Annotated in this window: 15 protein-coding genes and 2 pseudogenes; 13 read left to right on the top strand and 4 right to left on the bottom strand. The window is 64.6% G+C overall.

The genetic code is table 11. The features are described from left to right. The first annotated feature begins 122 nt into the window (after window positions 1-122). From SR858_RS20710 to SR858_RS20680, 7 genes and pseudogenes are all read left to right on the top strand, one after another. Window positions 123-1,337 (top strand): XylR family transcriptional regulator, encoded by a 1,215-nt coding sequence (locus SR858_RS20710; protein ID WP_019921645.1) that lies wholly within the window; start codon window positions 123-125, stop codon window positions 1,335-1,337. 77 nt (window positions 1,338-1,414) lie between these two features. Continuing rightward, a pseudogene (locus tag SR858_RS20705) lies at window positions 1,415-2,569 on the top strand (fumarylacetoacetate hydrolase family protein); the annotation flags it as partial. Further along, entirely contained in the window at window positions 2,567-3,391 is an 825-nt protein-coding gene (locus SR858_RS20700) for an SDR family NAD(P)-dependent oxidoreductase (protein ID WP_456077560.1), read from the top strand. The pseudogene SR858_RS20705 and the gene SR858_RS20700, both read left to right, overlap by 3 nt. A gap of 49 nt (window positions 3,392-3,440) precedes the next feature. After that, a complete protein-coding gene (locus tag SR858_RS20695; protein ID WP_026637252.1) occupies window positions 3,441-5,231 on the top strand; it encodes an IlvD/Edd family dehydratase in 1,791 nt (596 codons plus the stop codon). 57 nt (window positions 5,232-5,288) lie between these two features. Beyond that, a complete protein-coding gene (gene xylF / locus SR858_RS20690) occupies window positions 5,289-6,293 on the top strand; it encodes a D-xylose ABC transporter substrate-binding protein (RefSeq protein WP_019921648.1) in 1,005 nt (334 codons plus the stop codon). Between the two features lie 82 nt (window positions 6,294-6,375). Next, window positions 6,376-7,896, top strand: a complete 1,521-nt coding sequence (gene xylG, locus SR858_RS20685; protein ID WP_026637253.1) for a D-xylose ABC transporter ATP-binding protein — start codon at window positions 6,376-6,378, stop codon at window positions 7,894-7,896. A 20-nt stretch (window positions 7,897-7,916) separates the two neighbouring features. Beyond that, window positions 7,917-9,059 carry a sugar ABC transporter permease gene (locus SR858_RS20680; protein ID WP_019921650.1) on the top strand — a complete coding sequence of 381 codons (1,143 nt, stop codon included), beginning with the start codon at window positions 7,917-7,919 and terminating at the stop codon, window positions 9,057-9,059. 1 nt (window position 9,060) lies between these two features. On the opposite strand, the gene SR858_RS20675 is transcribed toward SR858_RS20680, so the two are convergent. Then, on the bottom strand, window positions 9,061-9,453 hold the full coding sequence (locus SR858_RS20675; protein WP_154819922.1) for a hypothetical protein: 393 nt from the start codon (window positions 9,451-9,453) through the stop codon (window positions 9,061-9,063). A 24-nt stretch (window positions 9,454-9,477) separates the two neighbouring features. Here SR858_RS20675 and SR858_RS20670 point away from each other — a divergent pair, with 24 nt between their 5' ends. From SR858_RS20670 to SR858_RS20650, 5 genes and pseudogenes are all read left to right on the top strand, one after another. After that, complete coding sequence (locus tag SR858_RS20670; protein ID WP_019921652.1) at window positions 9,478-12,456, top strand: TonB-dependent receptor; 2,979 nt, start codon at window positions 9,478-9,480, stop codon at window positions 12,454-12,456. A gap of 12 nt (window positions 12,457-12,468) precedes the next feature. Continuing rightward, the gene (locus SR858_RS20665) at window positions 12,469-14,115 is read left to right on the top strand and encodes a DUF5597 domain-containing protein (protein ID WP_019921653.1); all 1,647 of its coding nucleotides are present in this window, start codon (window positions 12,469-12,471) and stop codon (window positions 14,113-14,115) included. Window positions 14,116-14,151: 36 nt separating this feature from the next. Continuing rightward, the gene (locus tag SR858_RS20660) at window positions 14,152-17,028 is read left to right on the top strand and encodes a glycoside hydrolase family 31 protein (protein ID WP_019921654.1); all 2,877 of its coding nucleotides are present in this window, start codon (window positions 14,152-14,154) and stop codon (window positions 17,026-17,028) included. 15 nt (window positions 17,029-17,043) lie between these two features. Then, window positions 17,044-19,392 carry a glycoside hydrolase family 95 protein gene (locus tag SR858_RS20655; protein WP_019921655.1) on the top strand — a complete coding sequence of 783 codons (2,349 nt, stop codon included), beginning with the start codon at window positions 17,044-17,046 and terminating at the stop codon, window positions 19,390-19,392. Window positions 19,393-19,443: 51 nt separating this feature from the next. Continuing rightward, window positions 19,444-19,750: pseudogene (locus SR858_RS20650) on the top strand (methyl-accepting chemotaxis protein); the annotation flags it as partial. A gap of 219 nt (window positions 19,751-19,969) precedes the next feature. On the opposite strand, the gene SR858_RS20645 reads toward SR858_RS20650, so the two are convergent. Next, window positions 19,970-20,725 carry an alpha/beta fold hydrolase gene (locus tag SR858_RS20645; RefSeq protein ID WP_154819923.1) on the bottom strand — a complete coding sequence of 252 codons (756 nt, stop codon included), beginning with the start codon at window positions 20,723-20,725 and terminating at the stop codon, window positions 19,970-19,972. A gap of 156 nt (window positions 20,726-20,881) precedes the next feature. Between SR858_RS20645 and SR858_RS20640 the strand changes: the two genes are divergently transcribed. Beyond that, window positions 20,882-21,733, top strand: a complete 852-nt coding sequence (locus tag SR858_RS20640) for an alpha/beta hydrolase (protein ID WP_019921658.1) — start codon at window positions 20,882-20,884, stop codon at window positions 21,731-21,733. Between the two features lie 5 nt (window positions 21,734-21,738). On the opposite strand, the gene SR858_RS20635 is transcribed toward SR858_RS20640, so the two are convergent. Beyond that, window positions 21,739-23,124 carry a DUF3422 family protein gene (locus SR858_RS20635; RefSeq protein WP_019921659.1) on the bottom strand — a complete coding sequence of 462 codons (1,386 nt, stop codon included), beginning with the start codon at window positions 23,122-23,124 and terminating at the stop codon, window positions 21,739-21,741. 94 nt (window positions 23,125-23,218) lie between these two features. After that, window positions 23,219-23,776 (bottom strand): DinB family protein, encoded by a 558-nt coding sequence (locus SR858_RS20630; RefSeq protein ID WP_040377744.1) that lies wholly within the window; start codon window positions 23,774-23,776, stop codon window positions 23,219-23,221. Between the last annotated feature and the right edge of the window lie 43 nt (window positions 23,777-23,819).

Raw genomic sequence — 23,819 nt, 5'->3', positions numbered from 1 at the left:
TAAAGTAACAAGATTTCGCCTGAATTCCTCAGTTCGTGACGGAACCATGTCACAATACCCGTCGCGCCAAAAATCTGGCGTGCTGGATTGTGTCGTCCCGATAGAGGTGGTTGAAGATGCAGATGAAGTCTCATCGTATCGCACTGTTATTTAACGCAAACAAGATTTTTGACCGCGAGATCATCGCCGGCGTGGCCGCATACCTGGGCAGCACCCGTGCCGCCTGGGATTTGTTCCTGGAAGAAGATTTTCGCTTGCGCCTGTCCGGACTCGAAAGCTGGCACGGGGACGGCATCATCGCCGACTTCGACGACCCCGCCGTGGCGGCGGCCCTGTCGCGCAGCCGCATCCCGGTCGTGGCCGTGGGCGGCTCGTACGCCGACGACGGCAGCTACCCCGACAGCCGTGTGCCCTACGTCGCGACCGATAACTTCAAACTGATCAAACTGGCGCGCGACCACCTGATCGAGGCCGGGTTGCGCAATTTCGCCATGTTCAGCCTGCCGGAGGCGCAGGAAAACCGCTGGGCCCAGGAGCGCGAAAAGGCGTTCCGCACGCTGATGGCCGAAGACAAGATGGAAGCACAGGTCTATCGCGGCCTGGGCACCAGCGCCGCCGCCTGGGACGAGGCGGTGGAGCAGCAGATCCAGTGGCTGCACAGCCTGCCCAAGCCAGTGGGCATCATCGCCGTGACCGACGCCCGCGCGCGCCAGCTGATGCAGGCCTGTATCATCGCCGGCATCGAAGTGCCGGAGCAGGTGGCGCTGATCGGCATCGACAACGACCCGCTGGCGCGCATGCTCACCCGCATACCCCTGAGTTCCGTGATCCAGGGCGCGCAGGAGATGGGCCGCACCGCGGCCCAGCTGCTCGACCAGATGCTGCACGGCGCGCGCCTGCAGGGCACGCGCGTGCTGGTGCCGCCGATCGGCATCAATATCCAGACGTCCACCCGCCACGAAGCGCCCAAGCACCCGCACGTGATGCGTGCGCGGCACTTCATCCGCCAGTACGCGTGCCAGGGCATCAAGACCCACCAGGTGGCCGAGTACGTGGGCATTTCGCGCTCGTCGCTGGAATCGTACTTCCGCCAGGAGCTCGATTGCAGCGTGCACGACGTGATCCTGCGCTTCAAGCTCGATGCGGCCACCGAGATGCTGGCCCAGGGCGACCGGTCGATCTCGGACGTGGCGCTCAGCTGCGGCTTCACGTCGGTGCAGTATATGCACGCGGTGTTCAAGCGCGAACTCGGGTGCACGCCGCGCGCATACCAGGATCAAGCCAAGGATCAGGCCAGGGATCGGGCCAAGGCGGGCCAGGAGCAGGCCTGCGCGTAAATCATGACCGCGCTTGGTGAGTTTCATAATTGCCGCCCCCGGGGAATCGGGTCAAAATCCTCTCGCAGTTTGCCTGCATGCCTGGAGAGAGAGAGACCTTGGAAAATAATATCAATGCAATGCTGCCGGACGACTTGAGCCGCGCAGTGATGGTAGGCCGTGTCTGGTGTCATGATGGCCCCTGCGTGGTCGCGGTACGCAATGGCGAGGTGTTCGACATCTCCGGCCATGCCCATGCCATGTCGGACCTGCTCGAGCGCGACGACGCCCTCGACATCGCGCGCAGCGCTCCCGGCCCGTCGCTCGGCCCGGTGCAGCAACTGCTCGCTCGTGCAATCGACCGCAACGCCGGTAACAACGGCCCGCAACTGCTGGCGCCCTGCGACCTGCAGGCCGTGAAAGCCTGCGGCGTGACGTTTGCCGTCAGCCTGCTCGAGCGCGTGATCGAAGAGCAGGCCAAGGGCGTTCCCGCCCGCGCCGCCGAACTGCGCGCCGAGATCCAGACCATCATCGGCTCCGACCTGTCGGCCATCCGCCCCGGTTCGGACGAAGCGCAAAAGCTCAAGGAAAGCCTGATCGCGCGCGGCATCTGGTCGCAGTACATGGAAGTGGGCATCGGCAAGGACGCCGAAGTCTTTTCCAAGTCGCAGCCGATGGCGTCCGTTGCCAGCGGCGCCGACGTCGGACTGCACCCGGACTCGAAGTGGAACAACCCGGAACCGGAAATCGTTTTGGCCGTCAACAGCCGCGCCCAAGTGCGCGGCGCCACGCTGGGCAACGACGTCAACCTGCGCGATATCGAGGGCCGCAGCGCGCTGTTGCTGGGCAAGGCCAAGGACAACAACGGCTCGTGCGCGATCGGCCCGTTCATCCGCCTGTTCGACGAACACTTCACCATCGACACCGTGCGCAACGCCGAAGTGCGCATGCTGATCGAAGGCCAGGACGACGACTTCCGCTTAGAGGGCAGCAGCCGCATGCGCGAAATCAGCCGCGATCCGCTTGACCTGGTCGCCCAGACCTGCGGCCCGCACCACCAGTACCCGGACGGCTTCATGCTGTTCCTGGGGACGATGTTCTCGCCGATCAAGGACCGCGACGCGGCCGGCGGCGGTTTCACCCACCACCTGGGCGACCGCGTGACCATCGCCACGCCATCGCTGGGTGCGCTGGTCAACACCGTGCAGCGCAGCGACCAGATCGCGCCGTGGACCTACGGCACCCGCGCCCTGCTCAACCGCGCCCGCAGTGCAACCGTCGCTGCGCCCCGCGCCGCGCAACCGAAATCGGGCACCGCGTTCGAACAGCCGATTTACCCTAGCCTGGCCGGCAAGCGCGTGGTGGTCACCGGCGGCGGCAGCGGCATCGGCGCCGGCATGGTGGAAGCGTTTGCCCGCCAGGGCGCCCGCGTGCACTTCCTCGACATCGCCGATGCCGATTCGCGCGCACTGGAAGCCAACTTGGCCGGCCTGGCCGTGCCGCCGGTGTACCTGCCGTGCGACCTGACCAACCTGGAGACGGTGGCAAAAGTGTTTGCCGCCATCGGCCAGGTCGATGTCCTGATCAATAACGCCGCCAACGACGACCGCCACGCGCTGGCCGAGGTCACCCCGCAGTACTGGGAAAACCGCATGGCCGTCAACCTGCGCCACCAGTACTTCTGCGCCCAGGCCGTGGCGCCCGCCATGCAGGCGCAAGGCGATGGCGTGATCCTGAACTTCGGTTCGATCTCCTGGCACCTGGCGCTGCCCGACCTGACCCTGTACATGACTGCCAAGGCGGCCATCGAAGGCATGACGCGCGGCCTGGCCCGCGACCTGGGACCGCACAATGTGCGCGTCAACTGCATCGTGCCCGGTGGCGTGCGCACGCCGCGCCAGGAAGCGCTGTGGCACACGCCGGACGAGGAAGCGCGTATCCTGGCCGGCCAATGCCTCAAAGCACGCGTGGAAGTCGATGACGTGGCGGCGCTGGCGCTGTTCCTCGCATCCGACAGCGCGCGCCGTTGCAGCGGCCGCGATTACTATGTCGATGCCGGCTGGTACGGAGCGTAACGCCATGAGCCACGACAAAATGAGCAATGACCTCAGCGAGGTGAACGACATGAGCCAGCGCGTGGTCGGCGAAGCGCCGCGCCGCTACCGCTCGCAGGACTGGTTCGACAATCCCGACCACATCGACATGACCGCGCTGTACCTCGAGCGCTTCATGAACTACGGGATCACGCCGGAAGAGCTGCGCTCGGGCCGCCCGATCATCGGCATCGCCCAGAGCGGCAGCGACATCAGCCCGTGCAACCGCATCCACCTGGAGCTGGCCAAGCGCGTGCGCGACGGCATCCGCGACGCGGGCGGCATCGCCATGGAGTTCCCGCTGCACCCGATTTTCGAGAACTGCCGCCGTCCCACCGCCGCCATCGACCGCAACCTGGCCTATCTCGGCCTGGTCGAGATTTTGCACGGCTATCCGATCGACGCCGTGGTACTGACCACCGGCTGCGACAAGACTACGCCGGCGCAAGTGATGGCCGCGTCCACCGTCGATATTCCCGCCATCGTGCTGTCCGGCGGCCCGATGCTCGACGGCTGGTTCGAGGGCGAACTGGCCGGCTCCGGCGCGGCGATCTGGAAGGGCCGCCGCCAGCTGGCTGCCGGCACCATCGACAACGAGAAATTCCTGCAGATCGCGGCCGCGTCGGCGCCGTCGGCAGGGCACTGCAACACCATGGGCACGGCATCGACCATGAACGCGATTGCCGAAGCGCTGGGCATGTCGCTTACCGGCTGCTCGGCGATTCCTGCGCCGTACCGCGAGCGGGGCCAGATGGCCTACGAAACCGGCCGCCGCATCGTGGAGATGGCAAAACGCGACATCAAGCCATCGAGCATCCTCACGCGCGACGCCTTCCTCGATGCCATCGTCACCAACGCAGCGATTGGCGGCTCCACCAACGCCCAGCAGCACATCGTGGCCATGGCGCGCCACGCCGGTGTGGAGCTCAAATCGAGCGACTGGATGGAATACGGCCATGCCGTGCCGCTGCTGCTCAATATGCAGCCGGCCGGTAAATTCCTCGGCGAGCGTTTCCACCGCGCCGGCGGTGTGCCGGCCGTGATGTGGGAACTGGAGCAGCAGGGCATGCTGCGCTCGGACCGCGCCACCGTTACCGGCCGCACCATGCGCGAAAACCTGGCCGGGCGCGAAACCGTCGATCGCGAAGTGATCTATCCGTTTGCGGCACCGCTGAAAACCGACGCCGGCTTCTTCGTTTTGAAGGGCAACCTGTTCGATTTCGCCATCATGAAAACGTCGGTGATTTCGGAGGCATTCCGCGCGCGGTATCTGAGCGAGCCTGGTCGAGAAAACGTTTTCGAATGCCGCGCCATCGTGTTCGACGGCTCCGGCGACTACCACGCCCGCATCAACGATCCGGCTTTGGAAATCGACGAAGACTGCATCCTTGTCATTCGTGGCGCCGGCCCGGTGGGTTGGCCCGGTTCGGCCGAGGTGGTCAACATGCAGCCGCCCGATGCGCTGGTCAAACGCGGCATCAACTGGCTGCCGACGCTGGGCGACGGCCGCCAGTCCGGCACCTCGGACAGCCCGTCGATCCTGAACGCCTCGCCCGAGAGCGCCGTGGGCGGCGGCCTGGCGTGGCTGCGCACCGGCGACCGTATCCGCGTCGATCTCAACGCCGGCCAGTGCGATGCGCTGGTGCCGGCAGCGGAATGGGAAGAACGCAAGAAAGGCGAGATTCCTGCGTACCCCGCCAGCCAGACGCCGTGGCAGGAAATCTACCGCAGCACGGTAGGCCAGATGGAACATGGTGCGGTGATGGAACTGGCAGTACCATACCGCGCAGTGGCCGACACCCTGCCGCGCCACAACCACTAAGAACCACAGCCGGGCGCAGACCCGGCGTTTACCGAATACTCACAGGAGACAAAGCAAATGAAAAAATTACTCACTTCCGCCGCCGTCGCGGTCATGCTGGTGTGCGCAGGCGGCAACGCCATGGCGGACGCCAAGAATCCGAAAATCGGCTTCTCGATCGACGACCTGCGCCTCGAGCGCTGGGCGCGCGACCGCGATTATTTTGTCGCCGCGGCCGAGAAGCAGGGCGCCAAGGTATTCGTGCAATCGGCCGACGCCAGCGAGCAGCGCCAGATCGCCCAGATCGAAAACCTGATCTCGCGCGGCGTCGACGTGCTGGTCATCGTGCCGTACAACGCCACGGTGCTCAACAACGCCATCCGCGAGGCGAAAAAGGCCAAGATCAAGGTGGTGTCGTACGACCGCCTGATCCTCAATGCCGATGTCGATGCCTACATCTCGTTCGATAACAAGAAGGTCGGCGAGCTGCAGGCGAAGGGCGTGCTGGCCGTCAAACCGAAGGGCAATTACTACCTGCTGGGCGGCGCCCCTACCGACAACAACGCCAAGATGCTGCGCGAAGGCCAGCTGGCAGTGCTGCAACCGCTGATCGACAAGGGCGACATCAAGGTCATCGGCAAGCAGTGGGTGAAAGACTGGAGCCCGTCCGAGGCCATGTCGATCATCGAAAACGCGCTGACCGCCAACGGCAACAAGCTCGATGCGGTGGTCGCGTCCAACGACGCCACCGCCGGCGGTGCAGTGCAGGCGCTGGCCTCGCAAAAACTCGACGGCAAGGTGGCCGTGTCGGGCCAGGATGCCGATCTGGCCGGCGTGCGCCGCGTGATCGCCGGCACCCAGACCATGACGGTGTACAAGCCATTGAGGCTGATCGCCACCGAGGCGGCCAATCTGTCGATCCAGCTGGTACGCGGCGAGAAGCCGGCCTTCAACGCCAAGATCAACAACGGCTTCAAACAGGTCGATACGCGCCTGCTGGAACCGACCTTGCTGACCAAGGCCAACGTCGATACCGTCGTCACCGACGGCTTCTACACCAAGGCCCAGCTGGCCGCCAAGTAAGCCATATCAAGACAGGGCGCTGCCTGCGCCCGGAGGGCATGCGCCGCATGCCCTCCCATCACCACCTCTGCGAGAACTGTGTATGTCCGGCTATTTGCTAGAAATGAAGGGCATCGCCAAAAAATTTGGCGGTGTCCCCGCGCTCGACGGCATCGACCTGACCCTGATGCCGGGCGAGTGCATCGGCTTGTGCGGCGAGAATGGCGCCGGCAAATCGACGCTGATGAAAGTGCTGTCCGCCGTGTACCCGCACGGCACCTGGGACGGCCAGATCCTGATGGACGGCAAACCGCTCGAAGCGCACTCGATCCGCGAGAGCGAGGCGGCAGGCATCGTCATCATTCACCAGGAACTGATGCTGGTGCCCGAGTTGTCGGTCACTGAAAATCTCTTCCTCGGCAACGAGATCACGCTGCCCGGCGGGCGCATGGATTATCCGGCCATGAACCAGCGCGCCGAAGCGCTGCTCAAGGAACTCAATCTGCACGACGTCAACGTGGTGCTGCCGGTATCGACCTACGGCGGCGGCCACCAGCAGCTGATCGAGATCGCCAAGGCGCTCAACAAGAACGCCCGCGTGCTGATCCTCGACGAGCCGTCGTCGTCGCTCACCGCCAACGAAATCGCGGTATTGCTCGACATCGTGCGCGGCCTGAAAGCCAAGGGCGTGGCGTGCGTGTACATCTCGCACAAGCTCGACGAAGTGGAAGCGATCTGCGACACCATCGTGGTGATCCGCGACGGCAAGCACATCGCCACCACGCCGATGGACAAGATGGACGTCAACCAGATCATTGCCCAGATGGTGGGCCGCGAGATGAGCCAGATGTACCCGTCGCTCGAGCGCACGCCGGGCGAAGTGGTGTTCGAGGCGCGCAACGTCACCTGCTGGGACGTCGACCGGCCCGAGCGCAAGAAGGTCGACAACGTCTCGTTCGCGCTGCGCCGCGGCGAGATCCTCGGCATCGCCGGCCTGGTGGGCGCGGGCCGCACCGAACTGGTCACCGCGCTGTTCGGCGCCTACCCGGGCCGCTGCGAAGCCGAGGTGTGGCTCGAGGGCCAGCGCATCGACAGCCGCACGCCGCTCAAGGCGATCCGCTGCGGACTGGCGCTGGTGCCGGAAGACCGCAAGCACCACGGCATCGTGCGCGACATGGACGTGGGCCAGAACATCACCTTGTCGGTGCTGGGGCGCTTTGCGCGCTTCACGCGCATCGACCGCGAGGCCGAACTGGCGGTGGTGAGCGAGGAAATCGCCCGCCTCGGCTTGAAGACGGCCAGCCCGTTTTTGTCGATCACGTCGCTCTCGGGCGGCAACCAGCAAAAGGCGGTGCTGTCCAAGATGCTGCTGACCCGGCCGAAGGTGCTGATCCTCGATGAACCGACGCGCGGCGTGGACGTGGGCGCCAAGTTCGAGATTTATAAACTGATGCTGGAACTGGCAGCGCAGGGCATGTCCATCATCATGGTGTCGTCGGAACTGGCCGAAGTGCTGGGCGTGTCCGACCGCGTACTGGTGATGGGAGAAGGCCGGCTGCGCGGCGACTTCGTCAACGACAACCTGAGCCAGGAAACCGTGCTGGCCGCTGCCCTCACGCACTGAACACAGAGTACATAGAACCCATGCAAACGACCAATCTCAAACAACTGTTCACGCAGTACAAAATCCTCGCGCTCCTGATCGCGATCGCCATCATCTGGGCCTTCTTCAGCTGGAAGACCGAAGGCGGCTTCACCTCGCCGCGCAACCTGTCGAACCTGATGCGGCAGATGGCGGTCACCGGCATCGTCGCCTGCGGCATGGCGTTCGTGATCATCGCCGGCGAGATCGACCTGTCGGTCGGCTCGCTGCTCGGCCTGCTGGGCGGCATCGCGGCGGTGCTCGACGTCACGCACGGCATGCCGCTGCCGGCCACCGTCGCGGTGGTGCTGGCGTGCGGCCTGGTGCTGGGCCTGTTCAACGGCTACCTCACTGCCTACAAGGGCATACCGTCATTCATCGTCGGCCTGGGCGGCATGCTGGCCTACCGCGGCATCGTGCTGGGCGTGACCGGCGGCTCCACCGTGGCGCCGGTGTCCGATCCGCTGGTGCACCTGGGGCAGGGCTACCTGTCGCCGCAGACGGGCGTGGTGCTGGGCGTGGCCCTGTTCGTGCTTGCTGCCGTGCTGACGGTGCGCCAGCGCGCCAGCCTGGCGCGCCACGGCCTGCCAGTGCCCCCGCAGTGGCAGGACGGGCTGCGCCTGGCCGCCATTGGCGCCGTGCTGTTCGCGTTCGTGCGCACCCTGAACAGCTACGAGGGCATCCCGCTGCCGGTGCTGCTGCTGCTCGCGCTGCTGGGCATCTTCAGCTACGTGGCCACCCAGACCGTGTTCGGCCGCCGCATCTACGCGGTGGGCAGCAACATGGAGGCCACCCGCCTGTCGGGCGTGAACGTGCAGGCCGTCAAGCTGTGGATCTTCGGCCTGATGGGCGTAATGTGCGCGCTGGCGGGCCTGATCAACACTGCGCGCCTGGCGGCCGGCTCGCCGTCGGCCGGCACCTCGGGCGAGCTCGATGCGATTGCCGCGTGCTTCATCGGCGGCACCTCGATGCGCGGCGGCTCCGGTACCGTGTACGGCGCCCTGATCGGCGCGCTGGTGATGGCCAGCCTCGATAACGGCATGTCGATGCTGGACGTGGACAGCTACTGGCAGATGATCGTCAAGGGCGCGATCCTGACGCTGGCGGTGTGGGTGGACGTGGCCACACGTTCAGCACGCAGATAGTTCATTTGTCGCGTAAATAAGCCGCGTGTTTAGTAGACGGCCCGCAACAGCGGGCCGTTTGCATTGTTGTTGTCGGAACTATGCGACGCTTGCTCATTATCATTCGTCCGCTTGGTGATTTTCGCAATTGCCGCACGATTGGGTAACTTGCAAAATCTTCGTATAGATTCGTCAGGTCCGCGGCATCCCCGGCCCGAGTCACCAGACGATAAAAAATAACGACGAGCGAGACCCACCCAATGACGATCAAGCCTGCCGCGCCATCGAGCGCCCGCGCCCCTGCGCACTGCTTTGCAAACGATTTCAAGCGCAGCAATGCTGCCAGCCACCAGTCGTAGACCAGCACCAGAGCAGTACCAGAGCCGCAGCAAACAGGCCGCAGAGCCTTGATCACACCGTATAACCTTGGAGAGCACAGATGAACCGTAATTTTAAAAAGACTGCCATTGCCATGGGCCTGGCCCAGATGGCGCTGATGCTGGGCGCCGCCCAGGCCCAGGCCCAGGAGCAGGCCCAAACTGCCGGCAACGAGGCGACCGTCAACACGGCTGGCGCGCCGGTGGCCGTGATCGTGACCGGCCAGCGCGCGGCGCTGCAGTCGGCACAGAAAATCAAGCAGAACGCCGACGAGGTGGTCGACTCGATCGCCGCCGACGACATCGGCAAGCTGCCCGACCGCTCGGTGACCGAAGTGCTGCAGCGCGTCTCGGGCGTGACCATCGACCGCGCCATGGCGCGCAGCGATCCCGATCACTTTTCGGTCGAGGGCTCCGGTGTGTCCGTGCGTGGCCTGAGCTATGTGCGCTCCGAACTCAATGGCCGCGATTCGTTCTCGGCCAACGGCGGCCGCTCGCTCAACTTCGAAGACGTGCCGCCAGAGCTGATGGCCGGCGTGGACATCTATAAGAACCCGTCGGCGGAACAGGTGGAGGGCGCCATCGGTGGCCTGATCAACCTGCGCACCGCCATGCCGTTCGATTACAAGGGCTTCAAGGCCGCCCTTTCCGGTTCCGCGACCCACTCGGAACTGCGCAAGGGCAAAGCCTCGCCGTCGTACTCGGGCATGGTTTCCAATCGCTGGAAGACGCCGTTCGGCGAAATCGGCGCGCTGGTCGACCTGGCGTATTCGGAATCGGCCACCCGCACCGACGCCGTCCAGGTCGAGCCGTACTACCAGATCCAGGACAACGGCCGTACCGTGTGGGTGCCGAAGGGCGCGCAATGGCGCTCGCTCAACTTCGACCGCACCCGCGAAGGCGCGTACGGCGCGCTGCAGTGGAAGCCGAACAGCACCCTGACCACCGGCCTGACCTTCTTCAAGTCGAAGTACAAGATGCAGTGGGACGAGCAGGCCATCTTCGGTTCTGCCGACCCGTATGCGATCAAGGTCATCGACGGCGAGTATGGCGACAACGGCGCGCTGCTCAAGGGCACACTGACCAATACCGACCCGACCAAGGGCATCAATTTCAACAACGACACCCGCACCGCCTGGCGCAAGTCCGACACCACCGACATTTCGTGGAACGCGCGCTGGCGTCCGAACGACCGCTGGACCATCGTCACCGACCTGCAGAAGATCCGCGCCAACACCCGCAGTGTGGATTCGACCGTCGCCACCGGCCTGAAAATGCCGAAGGAGCAGCTGGACCTGACCGGCAGCGTGCCGTCGATCACGTTCGATGCGGCCGACCGCGCCTACCTGGCCAACCCGAACAACTACTATTGGGCGTTCACGATGGAGCACCTGGACCGCGCGAAAGCCGAGTCCAAGGCAGGCAAGATCGACCTCAAGTACGACTTCGACAGTCCGATCCTGCGCGACGTCCGCTTCGGCGCGCGCCTGACCGACCGCGATTCGACGACCGAGAATTCGAACCCGAGCTATAACTGGCAAGGCATTACCCAGGACTGGATGGGCGGCCTGCAGGGCAAGCTCGCTTACCTGGGCGATCCGCGCTTCTCCGGCTCGACCAACGTCCACTCGTTCAACAATTTCTTCAACGGCAAAATCGACGTGCCGGCCGTGGCCTTCCCCGATGTTTCGCTGGCCCAGGGCTACCCGGACAGCTATGCCAAGCTGCACTCGTACCGTGGCATCCTGTGCGCGGAAAACGGCACCACCTGCGACCCGTGGAACCAGGCCACGTTCGGCGGCGATCCGCGCGGTATCAACCAGCAGTCGGAAAAGACCAAGGCCCTGTACGTGCAAACGCGCTTCGGCTTCGACGACCTGAAATACCCGATCGACGGTAACGTCGGCTTGCGCATGGTGAAGACCGATTCGCACGCCAACGGCTACACGCTGTTCAGTTCTTCGGCCACGCCAGGCCCCGGCATCCCGGTCATCGTCCCGTTTGCCCGTCCCGAGAACTTCGACAACTCGTACCGCAACTGGCTGCCCAGCCTGAACCTGCGCTTGAAAGCGACCGACACGCTGCAGTTCCGCTTCGCCTTTGCCTCGGCGCTGTCGCGTCCCGATCCTTCGCAGCTGCAGGCGTACACCAAGCTCACCCAAAGCGTGGACAACAACTCGCAAGTTGTCAGCTACACCGGCGAAGCCGATGGCAACCCGAACCTGCGGCCGATCACCGCCAAGCAGGTCGACCTGACCGCCGAGTGGTACTTCTCGCCTGTGGGCTCGATAACGCTGGCCGTGTTCAACAAGCGCCTCAAGGACGTCATCGTCAAGCAGACCACCATCAACCAGCTGCCCGACACCGCTGGCGTGATGCACGACTTCACCACCACGTCGCCGGTCAACGGCGCCAAGGGGCGCGCCCGCGGCTTCGAGCTGGCGTACCAGCAGTACTTCGACAAGCTGCCGGGTGCCTGGTCGGGCCTGGGCATCCAGGGTAACTTCACCTTCGTCGACAGCGAACGCACCCTGTACAACGGCGTGTACTCGCAGTACTGCACCAGCACCGCTGGCGCGGCCAACCTGAACCTGAACCTGAACGGCTGCGATACCAACGGCACCACCTTCGGCAACCTGCCGCTGGAAAACCTGTCGCGCCAGTCGTACAACGTGGCCCTGATGTACGACAAGGGACCATGGTCGGCGCGCATGGCCTACAACTGGCGTTCGAAGAGCCTGCAGGCGGTCAACGTGAGCGGCACCAACGGCACCGATGGCACCGACACCAATCCGGCCAGCCCGACCGTCGGTCAGCACAACGTGGCGTGGGGCCTGCCTACCTGGGCGGACGACTACGGCCAGGCCGATGCGTCGGTGTCGTACAAGATCAATGACCGCATCCAGATCGGCCTCGAAGCGCAGAATCTGACTGATTCCAAGTACAAGATCCTGATGCAGCAGAGTACCGGTATGATGGGCCGCTCCTGGTTCTCGTCGGGCCGCCGCTACACCGCCCGTCTGACCTACAACTTCGAATAAGGAACGCATCGCATGAAAACAACCGCCCGCCAGCTGGTCGTATCGCTTGGTTTGACAATATGGGTCGCAGCTGGCGCGGCGGCCGCGCCGATACCGGAACTGGTGCAAAAAGATGGCCGCCATGCGCTGATGGTGGACGGCGCGCCGTTCGTCATGTTCGGCGGCCAGGCCCAGAACTCCAGCAACTATCCGCTGGCGCTCGACAAGGTGTGGGCGGCCATCCGTGACGCCAACGCCAACACGCTGGAAATCCCGGTGGCGTGGGAGCAGATCGAGCCGGTCGAAGGCAAGTTCGATTTCAGCTACGTCGATACCCTGGTGGCGCAGGCGCGCAAGAACAAGGTGCGCCTGGTGCTGCTGTGGTTTGGCACCTGGAAAAACACCAGCGCCAGCTACACGCCGGAGTGGGTCAAGTTCAACAATGCCCGCTTCCCGCGCATGGTCGATCAGCAGGGCAAGCCGATTTACTGCCTGTCGCCGCAAGGCGAGGAAACCCTCAAGGCCGACAAGAAGGCTTTTGTCGCCCTGATGGCCCACATCAAGAAGATCGACGATGTGCAGCGCACCGTGATCATGATGCAGGTGCAGAACGAGGTAGGCACCTACGGCTATGCGCGCGACTACGGCCCGAAGGCCGAAGCGCAGTTCAACGGTCCGGTGCCGGCCGAAGTTTTAAAACGTAAAAAGTCGCCGGTGGCGCTGGCGGCTACCGGCACCTGGAAGGAGGTGTACGGCGACTACGCCGACGAGTACTTCCACGCGTACTCGGTGGCCAAGTATATCGGCGAGATCGCCAAGGCGGGCCGCGACGTGTACAACCTCCCCATGTACGTCAACAATTCGATCCGCGATTCGCTCGAAGAGCCGGTCAAGCCCTGGAACAAGAATTTCGCCAGCGGCGGTCCGACGTTCGACGTGATCGACATCTACAAGGCGGCCGCGCCGGCGATCGACTTTGCCGCGCCCGACATCTACAACCCGGAATGGCGCAAGTTCGTCGCCACGCTCGACAAGTTCCAGCGACCCGACAACGCACTGGCCGTGCCGGAGATGAGCAACGGCGCCGACTACGTGCGCTACGCTTACCTGGTGATCGGCCGCGGCGCCATCAACTTCGCGCCGTTCGGCATCGACTACGCCGACTACAGCAACTTCCCGCTGGGCCACAAGGCCACTGACAAGACCATGACGGCGCCCTACGGCAAAATCTTCGGCGCGTTCCGGCCGATGGAGCGCCAGTGGTCGAAGTGGGCGTTCGAGGGCCGCACTTATGGCGTGGCCGAAGGCGACGACCGCCAGCCGCAAAAGCTCGCGCTCAAGGGCTGGAACGCGACCATCTCGTTCCGCGAATGGCAGTTCGGCGAGGCGCAGTATTTCAAGGACGTGAAAGACCTGCCGGCCAATACCGACAAGCCCAACGGCGGCGTGGCGATCGCGCAGATCGCCGACAACGAGTTCATTATCGTCGGCCAGCATGCGCGCGTGAAGATCGACAGCGCGGACGGCAAGCCGACCATGTGGGCGCGCGTGGAAGAGGGGCGGTATGATGCCGCCGGCAAGTGGATCATGGAACGCAACTGGAATGGCGACCAGACCGACTATGGTCTCAACCTGACCGGCAATCCGGTCGTGCTGAAAGTGAAGGTAGGAACCTATTAAAGGTCACCCTGCTTCTATAAAAACTCAGGAGAACACATGCAATTCAAAGCAATCGTACCCGCGGCGTCCTGCCTGGCGGTGCTGATCTCCGGCCACGCGATGGCCGGCAGCTTCGAGAAGACCGCCACCGGCGTCGTCGTCAAGCCCGACACCGGCGCCAAGGAAGTGCGCCTCGAAGTCATGAACGACAACATCATCCACGTCGTCAAGACCGACCAGGCGGGCAAAGAACTCACGCCGTCGCTGATGACCGTGGCCGCGCCTGTTAGCGGTAACTTCCAAGTCACCGCGCAGGGCAAGGACAAGGTCACGCTGAAGGCCAAGAAAATTTCGGTGGCGGTCTCGCTGGCGACCGGCCAGGTGCAGTTCTTCAATGCCGCCGGCAAGGCGTTCCTGACGCAGGCGGCCGAGAACATGACGCCGGTGGAAGTGGGCGGCAAGCCGTTCATGGCGGTCACCCAGGGCTTCAACCACGGCACCAAGGACGCTTATTATGGCCTGGGCCAGCACCAGAACGGCCAGATGAACCTCAACGGCGAAGACGTGCTGCTCATGCAGCACAATATGGTCATTGCCGTGCCGTTCGTGGTCTCCGACAAGAACTACGGCGTTTTGTGGGACAACAATTCGATCTCGCGCTTCGGCGATCCGAAGCCGTATGGCTTCCTGTCGCGCGACCTAAAACTGGCGGACGCCGACGGCAAGGCCGGCGGCCTGACCGCGCGCTACTACGTGGACGACAAGCTGGTGCTCACGCGCCAGGAAAAGGACATCGATTACCAGTACCTCAAGGACGTGGCCGAAAACTGGCCGAAGGAACTGGGCGACCCGAAAAAAGCGGTCGGCGTAAAAGTGGTGTGGGACGGTACGCTGACGTCCGACAAGCCGGGCGTGCACAAGATGCAGCTGTATTCGTCGGACTACGCCAAGCTCGATATCGACGGCAAGCAGATCATGGACGTGTGGCGCCAGGGTTGGAACCCGTGGTACCACAACTTCGAACTGACATTCGAAGCCAACAAGCCGGTCAAGCTGCACCTCGAATGGAAACCGTCGGGCGGCATGATCGCCATGACCCACAACGATCCGCTGCCGGCGCCGGAACGCCACTCGCTGACCTTCTCGTCGGAAGTCGCGCAGAGCATCAACTACTACGTCATCAACGGCGAGACCAGCATCGACAAGGTGATCGCCGGCTATCGCCACCTGACCGGCGAAGCGCCGATGATGCCGAAGTGGTCGTACGGCCTGTGGCAGTCGCGCCAGCGCTACGAGACCCAGGAGCAGTTGCTGGGCGTGCTGAAGGAATACCGCAAGCAGGGCTGGCCGATCGATAACATGGTGCAGGACTGGTTCTACTGGCCGCAGGACGGCTGGGGTTCGCACGACTTCGACAAGGCGCGCTTCCCGAATCCGAAAGGCATGGTGGACGAAGTCCACAAGAATAATGCGCGCGTGATGATCTCGATCTGGGGCAAGTTCTACGAGAACACCAGGAACTACCAGGAACTGAACAAGGCCGGCTACATGTGGACCAAGAACGTCGAAAACGGCGACCTTGACTGGGTAGGACCGGGCTACAAGAACAGCCACTACGACCCGTACACCAAGGGCGCGCAGGACATGTACTTCCGCCAGATGAAGCCGAAGCTGGTGGACCTGGGCTTCGACGCCTGGTGGATGGACAATACCGAGCCGGACGTGCTGTCCAACACCCGCCTGGAAGACTTCAAAAAGCTGATCGGACCAACCGTGTATGGCGCCGGCGAAGTCACGTTCAACCCCTACAGTTTGGTGCACACGGAGGGCTTCTACAACCACCTGATCAAGGACCAGCCGCAGAAGCGCCAGTTCATCCTGTCGCGTTCGGGCTTTGCCGGCATCCAGCGCAACGGTACCGCGCTGTGGAGCGGCGACACCGTGGGCCGCTGGAACAACCTGTACGACCAGATCTCGGCCGGTGTGCAGATTTCGATGTCGGGCATTCCGAACTGGACCCATGACATCGGCGGCTATGCGCAGGAAGTGCGCTTCCAGACCGGCGACGTGGGTTCGGCCCAGGAAAACCGCGTGGTCGCTGCCAACCAGGGCACGCCGGAAGATCTCAAGGAATGGCGTGAGCTGAACCTGCGCTGGTGGCAGTTCGGCGCGTTCTCGCCACTGTTCCGCTCGCACGGCGAAGTGGTCAAGCGCGAGATCCACATCATCTCGCCGGAAGGCTCGCCGATGCGCGAGTCGATGGTCTGGTACGACAAGCTGCGCTACCGCCTGATGCCGTACATTTACTCGACCGCCGCCACCACCCACCACGAGTCGGGCACCATCATGCGCGGCCTGGTAATGGACTTCCCCGAGGACGACGCTGTGAAGAACATCGCCGACCAGTACCTGTTCGGCCACAGCTTCCTGGTCGCGCCGGTATACGAATACGGCGCGCGCGAACGCAGCGTGTACATGCCCAAGGGCGCAAACTGGTACGATTTCTATACGGGCGAGCTGCATAAAGGCGGCACCCGCGTGGCGATCAAGGCGCCGGAAACGCGCATGCCGTTGCTGGTCAAGGCGGGCGCCATCGTGCCGGTGGGCCCGGTCACGCAGTACGTGGACGAGAAGCCCGATGCGCCGATCACCTTCAACGTGTATGTGGGCGCCGACGGCACCTTCAGCCTGTACGAGGATGACGGCGTGTCGAACGGCTACCTGCGCAAGGAGTTCAGCCGCATCCCGGTGACCTACAACGACAAGACCGGTACCGTGACCATCGGTGCGCGCGCCGGTTCGTACAAGGGGATGGTGGCCAAGCGCGAGTTCCGCGTGCGCTTCATCAAGCCTGGCATGTCGAGCTCGGACAATTTCGATGCGTCCGACAAGGTGGTCGCCTACGAAGGCAAAGCCGTCACCATCAAGCGTTAAGTAACCGGAGCCGCTTTGTTCAAACTCTTGATCAAGGCGGCGCCGTGGCTGGCGCTGTCCTTTGTACTTGCCGGGACGGCGTCTGCCGCAGATCTCACCTTGCGCTACCAGCAGCCGGCGCCCGACACCGACGCCGGCTGGGAGCGTGAAGCGCTCCCGATCGGCAATGGCCGCATCGGCGCCATGCTGTTCGGCCAGCTGGCGCGCGAACGGGTCCAGTTCAACGACATCACGCTGTGGACTGGCGACGACAAGGTGATGGGCGCGTATCAGCCGTTCGGCGACGTGTATATCAACCTGCCAGGCCACGACCAGGCCATTGGCTATACGCGCCAGCTCGACATCGGCCGCAGCCTGCACCGCGTCACCTACACCCACCACGGCGTCACATTCCAGCGCGAAGCCCTGGCCAGCTATCCGGCGCAGGTAATTGCCGTGCGCCTGTCCGCTGACCGCCGTGGCCAGTACACCGGATCGATCGAACTGGCGGACATGCACCAGGCGCGCATCGAGGCCAGCGGCGACCGCATTACTGCTGTTGGTTCGCTGCGCGGCAAGGGCCCGGCGCCATCGTCCAACGCGATGGACTATGCCAGCCAGGTGCAGGTGCGCCACGAGGGCGGCCGCATCGCCATCGACGGCAACCGGATCACCTTTAAAGATTGCGATGCGGTGACCGTGGTTCTGGGCGCCGGCACCAGCTACGTGCTCGACGCCGACAAGAAGTTCCAGGGGGCGCCACCGTTGAAGCGCGTCATCGAACAAGTCACCGCAGCACCCGCGTGGCCGGCGCTGCTGGCCGCGCACCAGCAGGACTACCGCGCGCAATTCGATCGCGTCAGCGTGGACTTCGGCAGTGCGTCTGCCGCACGCCGCGCGCTGCCCACCGACCAGCGCCTCGAAACTTATACGGCGCAAGGCGACGACCCGGAACTCGAAGCGCTGTTCTACCAGTATGGCCGCTACCTGCTGATCTCGAGCTCGCGCGGTTCGCTGCCGGCCAACCTGCAGGGACTGTGGAACAACAGCCTGTCGCCGCCGTGGAATTCGGATTACCACACCAATATCAATATCCAGATGAATTACTGGCCGGCCGAGCCAAGTAACCTGTCCGAACATGCGCTGCCATTTTTGAACTTCGTGCAGGGCGTGGCGCCCGTGTATCGCAAGCTGATTGCCGACACGGCGGCCAAGTCGATTGCCCATCCGGAGTCGGTGGTCATGGCCGCTCCGGACCTGAGCGGCGCGGCCGTGCAGCGTGAAGAGACGTTCGTCACCGCCGCCGGCAAGCCGGTGCGCGGCTGGACCCTGCGCACCGAGTCGAATCCGTTTGGCGCCATGGGCTACATCTGGAACAAGACCGGCAACGCCTGGTACGCCCAGCACTTCTGGGAACACTACGCGTTCACCCAGGACCGCGCCTACCTGCGCGACGTGGCGTATCCGATGATGAAGGAAGCCGTACACTTCTGGCAGGACACGCTCAAAGCGCTGCCGGACGGGCGCCTGGTGGCGCCGCTGGGCTGGTCGCCCGAGCACGGCCCGATCGAAGACGGCGTGACCTACGACCAGGCCATCATCTGGGACCTGTTCAACAACACGGTGGAAGCAGCCGGGGTGCTGGGCGACACCGTATTCGGTGCTGAAGTGGCGGCGCTGCGCGACCGCCTGGTCACGCCGCGCGTGGGTAGCTGGGGTCAGCTGCTGGAGTGGATGGACGAGAAGAAGGGCGACCCGGTGCTCGACCAGCCGGGCGACACCCATCGCCACGTCTCGCATTTATTCGGCCTGTTCCCGGGCCGGCAGATTTCGCCGACCACCACGCCTGCATTGGCCGCCGCCGCCCGGGTGTCGTTGCAAAGCCGGGGCGACGCCGGCACCGGCTGGTCGATGGCGTGGAAAATCGCCTACTGGGCGCGGCTGCTCGACGGCGACCACGCGTACACCATGCTGCGCGGCCAGTTGGCCAAGCCCGGCGCGCGCGCGGCGCTGCAAACAGGGCAGGGCACGGAAGTAAACAACGCCGGCGGCACCTACGCCAACCTGTTCGACGCCCATCCGCCATTCCAGATCGACGGCAATTTCGGTGCTACCGCAGCGATTAGCGAGATGCTGCTGCAGTCGCAGAATGGTGAACTGCATTTGCTGCCGGCGTTGCCTTCCGCATGGCGCAGTGGCTCGGTAAAGGGCTTGCGGGCGCGCGGCGGGTACGAGGTCGATATCGCCTGGCGCAATGGCCGGCTCACCGCCGCCACTATTCGCCGCATTGCCGGCAAGGGCGAGGTCCGCGTGCGTTATGGCGACCGGGTGAGGCCACTGCAGCTGACCGCCGGTGCGAGCCGCCGCCTCGATGCTGGTTTGTAAGTGAAAGTCGGAATAAAGTAGCAGGTAGTCACTGAAAGGTCGCCAAGCGACGCCGCGCGCGGCGGCGCCGTGGTGGGACAGGTGGTGGCGACCATGGGCTCGATCAAGGCCAGTTTCGGCAAGATGGCCGACATCATCGGCGTGATCGACGGGATCGCCTTCCAGACCAATATCCTGGCGTTGAACGCGGCGGTGGAAGCGGCGCGCGCTGGCGAGCAGGGACGCGGCTTTGCGGTGGCGGCCACCGAAGTGCGCAACCTCGCCCAGCGTTCGGCATCGGCGGCGCGCGAAATCAAGACGCTGATCGACGACTCGATGGGCAAGGTGGACGAGGGCGGCAAGCTGGTCGAGCAGGCGGCGGCCGCTGCGGCCAGCATGCGCGAACAGGCGCAGGCGTTGCTGGCGCAGGTGGGACAGTTCACGGTGACCGAAAGCAGCCAGGGAGGGCAGGGTGGCCGGCGTAGCGTGGGCGTTGCACGCGCGGCGCCGCTGCGGTTGACGTGACCTGATCTGACCGGGCGGCGCCGCGCTCGTCGCGCGCCCGCCCAGCGCCAGTCCGGCGCCGGTTACCCGCCCATCAAGCGCCGATAAACGCGGCGATCACCGGGTTGATGGCCTCGCCATGCGTGATCGGTCCCATGTGGGCGCCGCGCGTCTCCAGCACCGTGGCATTGGGCAGCGCAGCCGCCAGCTGCGGCGCCAGGCCGCGCGTGGAGATGGGGCTGTGCTGGCCCGCCATCACCAGCGTGCGTACCTTCAGGTCCGCCAGGTCGGCAAACGCCACCGGCTCGCCCAGCAGCGCCTGGAAGTCCAGCTTCACCTTGGCGATCATGGCGATCATCTTGTCCTGCGCGGCCGGCGGCGCGGCGTCGAACGAGCCGGGGCGGTTCCAGTAATCGATGAAGATGCGGGTGGCGTCGCGATCCGACGGGGCGGCGAGGATGGTATCGACCACGCCGGTGATTTCCAGCTTGGATGCGTCGTGCGCCGGCAGCAGGTGGAACGCCACCGGCTCGTGCAGCGCCAGCGACAGCACGCGGTCGGGCGCCTGGCGCGCCAGATGCAGTGCCGAAGCGCCGCCGTACGAGTGGCCCACCAGGTGGAACGGTTCGCCGGGCGCCAGCTCGGTGGCCAGCGCGGCGTTGATCGCCTCTGCCTCGTGCGCCAGCGTGTGGACGTAATCTGGGCCGGCGCCGGCGGGGAAGGGCGCGGCGCCGTAGCCGAGCAGGTCGAGCGGGATACAGCGGTACTTGTCTGCCAGCTGCGTGGACAGGGCGGCCCACTGGGCCTTGGAACTCATGGAACTGTGGAGCAGGACGATGGCCGGTTTCATGGTGCGCACGCGATAACGAGGAAGCGACGATTATACCGAGTCGTGCCTCTCCCTTGTGCAAGAGGCAACCCGGCCCCATGTACGTTCTTTACCACTGGCAAATCGTTTTGTTCGTTTGTGAACAGATCATCGGGCCAAAAAGTGTACAGTATCGGTATGAAGCATACAAAAAAAGTCGCCGGCGTGGCCGGCATTCTGAGCGTGTTGTGGATCGGATTGACGGCGGCGGTGGCAGCGAGCCAGAACCGCCTGTTATTCAACCCGCTGGGCAGCCGGCGCGAAGTGCTCAAGCCCTACAGCGCCGGGCATCGCACCCGCGCGGTCGTGATCCGCGCCAAAGACGGCACGCGCCTGTCCGGCTGGCTGATGACGCCGCGCCTGGCCGGCCCGCACCCCGGTGTGGTGTATTTCGGCGGCCGCTCGGAGGAAGTGTCGTGGGTGGCGCGCGACGCCGGCCAGTTGTTCCCCGGCATGACCGTGCTGGCCGTGAACTACCGTGGCTACGGCGATTCGCACGGCGATCCGGCCGAAATCCATTTCGTCGAAGACGGCCGCATGCTGTACGACTGGCTGGCCAACCGCCGCGACGTCGATCCCCAACGCATGGCGGTGGTGGGGCGCAGCCTCGGTTCCGGTGTGGCGGTGCAGGTGGCCATCGACCGCGAGCCGTGTTCCGTGGTGCTGATCACGCCTTACGATTCGATCCTGGCGATCGCCAAGCGCAAGTTCCGCACGCTGCCGGTGGAGTACGTCCTGCGCCACAAGTTCGAGTCGGTGAAGTACGCCGAGAAGATCAACGCCCCCGTGTACGTGCTGCGCTCCGAGCATGACGACATCGTGCCGCATTCGCACACCGACCTGCTGGTACAAAAACTGGGTACCTTGCAGGCCGACGAGATCGTGCCCGGTTCGAACCACATCAACATCCCCTACCTGCCGGAGACGCAGGAGCGCATCGCCTACTTCCTCACCGACCGCTTCTATCCGCAGCCGGTCCTGCCAGTGTAGGTGTCTCAGGCCAGCTGGCGCGCGCCAGCCTGGCTGCGCTCGGCGATATGGTGGTGCACGCGGCGCAGTCCCAGCCACACGGCCGCGATCACCACCGGCACCGCCACCCCTTGCAGGATGTCCGGGTTGACGGCCAGGCCACCTGCCTTCATGGCCTTGCCGGCGTAGCCGATCAGTCCCAGCGTGTAGTACGAAATCGCCACGGCCGACAAACCCTCCACCGCCTGTTGCAGCCGCAGTTGCTGGGCTGCGCGCGCGTCGAGCGATTGCAGGATCTTGCGGTTCTGGCCTTCCTGCTCGATGCCCACGCGGGTGCGCAGCAGGTCGTTGCTGCGTCCGATACGCTTGGCCAGCGCTTCCTGGCGCAGCGCCACCGACGTACACGTGTGCATGGCCGGCGCCAGGCGGCGGCCCATGAATTCGGCCAGGGTCTGGATGCCGGCGATGCGCACCTCGCGCAGCTCGTGGATGCGCGCCTGCACCAAGCTGAAATACGCCTGCGAGGCGGCGAACCGATAACTGTTGTTGACCGAGATTTTCTCGAGCCGCGCCGCCAGGCTGGTGATGTGGTGCAGCAGGTGGCCTTCTTCGCGCGCGTCGATGCGCGCGTCCTGCGCTGGCTGGTCGGCCTGCACCAGGGTAGCGGTGAGGTCGGCCAGTTCGTTCTCGATGCCGTTCAACAGCGGCTGTGACGCTTCCGCGTTCGGTAGCCCCAGCAGCGCCATCATGCGGTAGGTTTCGATTTCCAGCAGGCGGCCCACCAGGCGGCCGGACTGGAACTCGCGCAGGCCCATGTCGCGTACCACGAAGCGGGAAAAGCCATCGGGCTGGATTAGGAAATCGGTCCACACCTCGGCGGCGCCGGCCACGTTGCTGCCCACCAGCGACTTGCCCTGGAACAGGGCGGCAATCGCCTCGGTCTTGTCGCTGCCCTCCACGCCTGCACACAGCAGCACGTGGGCGGCAACGATGATCTTGCCGTGCAAGCCGGCGAGCCACTCTTGCGGCACGTGCTGCAGCGGCACCTTCTGGAACGACTGGCGGAAATCGGGATCGGTGTCCGCCCGCTCGACAAACGTGAACGTCGCGAACTCGGTGTGGCACTCCCACTTGAGGCGAAAGCGGCCGAAGTCGTGGAAGAAGTAGCGCGCCTGCGCGCCTGGCGCAGCCACGCCGTAGTGGGCGCACAGCTGCTGCAAAATTTCGTGCTGGGTGCTGCGGTGGAGCTTTTGCGAAGGATGGTCCTGCTGCACGTACAGCGCGAAATGGGTCAGGCTTTCCGGCGCCTGCAGTTGCAGGAACGGGCGGGAATGGATTTCGGCCGACAGCGGTACCCGCATCGGGTGATTGAGCTTGGCGAAATCGGCGGTGGCGCGGTATGCGAGGGACATGACCTTCCTTGGGAGTAAAGTGAATATGTTGCAGTGCAGTATATGACGCGGGAAGGAGCGGCACAACCTTCCTTACGCGATGGAAATCAAATGCTCAGCTTTGTGACGCGGGTTCCGCGCCAATGTCGGGCGCCCAGCCGATCAGGTCGGTGGCGCCGATATCGACGCCGGCCTGCGTGAGCAGGGTGCTGGCCTGGCCGCGATGGTGGGTCTGGTGGTTGAAAAAATGCGTCACCACCAGGCCGAAATTCTTGCGATAGGTGTCGCCCTTCTTGCTGCGGTATTCGAAGGTAGCGGCCATATCGCCGGCTGTTACCTGCGGCGCCCACGCCGAGATGATGGCGTCGAGCAGTTCGCGCTGGGCGCGCAGCGCGGCCAGGTCGTCGCCGAAATGGTGCGCCAGGCCGCCGGGTTGCGGCAGGTCGCGCACGCCGGCCAGCGCGGTCCAGGCGGGGCGGAAGCCGGCGAAGCGTCCGAGCCAGATGGTGTCGCCGGCCAGCAGGTGGTTCAGGGTGCCGGCCAGCGAGCCGAAAAAGGCCCCGCGTTCGGCGGTGAACGCGCCGGGCGGCAGGCGCGCGGCGGCGTCGTACACCTGGCGGTTCATGTCGGCGTTGTACGCCGCCAGCACCACGAGATACTCAGGCCCGGTCATGGTATGCAGTGGTCGTGGCGGTGACGCCGGTCCGGCTCAGGGG

Source organism: Duganella zoogloeoides (assembly GCF_034479515.1).
GTDB classification, from domain to species: Bacteria; Pseudomonadota; Gammaproteobacteria; order Burkholderiales; family Burkholderiaceae_D; genus Rugamonas; species Rugamonas zoogloeoides.
Note: the sequence above shows the minus strand (reverse complement) of the source record. Positions and strands in the feature narration are given on the sequence as shown.

Bases quoted from the DNA above. Each gene is read 5' to 3' on its own strand.
- SR858_RS20635 (WP_019921659.1), bottom strand. From the start codon at position 23,124: ATGTCCCTCGCATACCGCGCCACCGCCGATTTCGCCAAGCTCAATCAC.
- SR858_RS20710 (WP_019921645.1), top strand. From the start codon at position 123: ATGAAGTCTCATCGTATCGCACTGTTATTTAACGCAAACAAGATTTTT.
- SR858_RS20645 (WP_154819923.1), bottom strand. From the start codon at position 20,725: ATGAAACCGGCCATCGTCCTGCTCCACAGTTCCATGAGTTCCAAGGCC.
- SR858_RS20640 (WP_019921658.1), top strand. From the start codon at position 20,882: ATGAAGCATACAAAAAAAGTCGCCGGCGTGGCCGGCATTCTGAGCGTG.
- SR858_RS20660 (WP_019921654.1), top strand. From the start codon at position 14,152: ATGCAATTCAAAGCAATCGTACCCGCGGCGTCCTGCCTGGCGGTGCTG.
- SR858_RS20695 (WP_026637252.1), top strand. From the start codon at position 3,441: ATGAGCCAGCGCGTGGTCGGCGAAGCGCCGCGCCGCTACCGCTCGCAG.
- xylF (WP_019921648.1), top strand. From the start codon at position 5,289: ATGAAAAAATTACTCACTTCCGCCGCCGTCGCGGTCATGCTGGTGTGC.
- SR858_RS20665 (WP_019921653.1), top strand. From the start codon at position 12,469: ATGAAAACAACCGCCCGCCAGCTGGTCGTATCGCTTGGTTTGACAATA.
- SR858_RS20630 (WP_040377744.1), bottom strand. From the start codon at position 23,776: ATGACCGGGCCTGAGTATCTCGTGGTGCTGGCGGCGTACAACGCCGAC.
- SR858_RS20670 (WP_019921652.1), top strand. From the start codon at position 9,478: ATGAACCGTAATTTTAAAAAGACTGCCATTGCCATGGGCCTGGCCCAG.
- SR858_RS20680 (WP_019921650.1), top strand. From the start codon at position 7,917: ATGCAAACGACCAATCTCAAACAACTGTTCACGCAGTACAAAATCCTC.
- xylG (WP_026637253.1), top strand. From the start codon at position 6,376: ATGTCCGGCTATTTGCTAGAAATGAAGGGCATCGCCAAAAAATTTGGC.